Origin of the sequence: Mesorhizobium sp. M7A.F.Ca.AU.002.02.1.1, from assembly GCF_003998535.1 — a bacterium.
Lineage (GTDB): Bacteria > Pseudomonadota > Alphaproteobacteria > Rhizobiales > Rhizobiaceae > Mesorhizobium > Mesorhizobium ciceri.
Map to the genome: position 1 here is coordinate 1 of NZ_RZPB01000892.1, position 2,199 is coordinate 2,199.

General features: G+C 66.9%; 1 pseudogene. It reads left to right on the forward strand.

Annotated elements, in window-relative coordinates:
* A pseudogene (locus EN879_RS32940) lies at positions 1 to 2,199 on the forward strand (translocation/assembly module TamB); the annotation flags it as partial.

A 2,199-nucleotide genomic window follows, 5' to 3' on the forward strand; every position in this document is an offset into this window, starting at 1 on the left:
GTCGACGCGGCAGGCAGTTACACCATGGCCGGCGGCGTGGTGCTCCATCAGGCGACACTGACCGGTGACAAGATTTCCGGCAAGGCAGCCGGCACCCTCAATCCGAACGGCGCCAGCGATTTTGCGCTCGATCTCATCTCATCCGGCCCCAGCCTGCCCCTGATTGTCGGCAGCGCCGGGAGCCCGGTCAAGATCGAAATCCGGTCCTTGTCGGCAAAGGTGGCGGGCGAGAGCACGCGGGCCCGCCTGGATGTCTCTGCGATCCTGCCCTCGATCGTCACCAGTCCAGCGAGGGTGGACGGGCTTGCCCTGGCGTTGCACTCGGATGCGTTCGATCTGAAGAACCGCGCAGGGCCAGTTTCCGGCACAGTGTCGGTGGACAAGGTCGGTCTCGACAATCCGGTGATTGCGCCGCTGATCGCCGGCAAGGTCACGGCGGCGCTCAGCGGTCGCCTGACAGCCGATGCGGTTGCCATAGACAGCGGCTCGCTCAAGAGCGATGCGCTGAACAGCCAGGTTGCCGGCCAGGTATCGCTGCGTGACGGTGCCATCGACCTCAATCTGAAGGCGGATGCCCCATCGTCGGCCTTGCCGGCGGCGGCACGCGGCATGCTTGGCGAACGCGCTGAGATCAGCGCCACGCTGAAGCGCGACCCCAACGGCAGTATCGCTATAGGCGGATTGAAGCTGACCTCGGGCGCGCTGACCGCAGACGGGCAAGCCAGCCTTGCCGACAACAAGGTGGCCGCCGACATCAAGGGTGCGCTGAGCGATATCTCGCTGCTGTCGAAAGACGCCAAGGGCGCCATCGCTTTTGCGTTGAACGCGCAGGGCCCGGCCGCGGCGCCGGACCTGTCGTTGACCATCGACAGCGACCGCCTTCTCGTGGCGGCGCGAGAGATCACCGGGCTGAAGCTGACCGCCACCGGCAAGGCCGATGCCGCCAATCCGGCGGCGAATGTGCAGCTGACCGGCAATGTCGCCGGCCAGGCGCTGCAAGGTAGTGCCGTGCTGGCGACGGCGGACGGCAAGAGCGCCATCAATGGCCTGCTGCTGTCGCTCGGCAAGAACAGGATTTCCGGCGATCTGGCGCTGGATGAAAAGTTCGTGCCGGTCGGCACCATCGCGCTCGACCTGCCCGATATCGGCCCGCTGGCAGCACTTGCCCTGGAGAAGGCCGAAGGCGATGTGCGCGGCACGATCGCCTTTTCGAAGAACGGCAATGCGCCACAGGTCGCAATCAAGGCGGCGACAGCATCGATTACGCGCGGCGACCTGCAGGCGAAAGCCGTCTCGATCGATGCGCTGGTCGCCAACTATCTGGCGGCGCCCGTGATCTCCGGAAAGATCCGCGCCGACACCGTCACGTCGGGCGGCACCGTGATCAGCGGCATCGATGTCGACTTGAAGCGCGACGGCGACTGGACCGGCTTCTCCGGCGGCGCAACCGTCAAGGGCATTCCGGCACAGGCCGCCGGCCGGGTGAAAGTGGCCAACGGCACGACGACCATCGAGCTTGCCTCCGGCCAGGCGACTGTCCAGGGCATCAAGACGGCCATCGCCCAGGCCTCGACCGTCAGCATTGCCAACGGCACAACGACGCTGGACCGGCTCGTGCTCAACCTTGGCGGTGGTACGGCGACGGTGACCGGCAAGGTCGGCACGGCGCTCGACATCAATGCGACGCTGGCGCGGGTGCCGATGTCGCTCGCCAACAGTTTCTCGCCGGGGCTCGACGCCGCCGGTTCGATCTCAGGCACGGTCAAGGTGACGGGTGCGCCGGCGAACCCCGCCATTGTCTTCAACCTCGACGCGGCCGGCGTGCGGACCTCGCAGACGCGCGGTGCCGGTGTCGGTGCGGTGAGTGTCTCCTCGTCGGGCACCTTCGGCGGCAACAAGCTGACCTTCAATGCCAATGTCGGCGATGGCGCCGGCCTTGGCCTCAAGGGCGGCGGCACCGTGACAACGGCCGGCACGCCGTCACTGGTGCTCGACTTCAATGGCGTCGTGCCGTTCGGCCTGCTCAGCCAGAAGCTGGCCGCGCAGGGTCTGTCTTTGTCTGGAACCGCCAATGTCAACGTGCAGGTGCGCGGTCCCGCGACATCGCCCGTCATCGGCGGCAGCATCAGCACCTCGGGTGCGCGCCTTGTCGATGCGCGCTCCGGCCTCGCCGTCAACGATCTCGCCGCCGATGTCTCG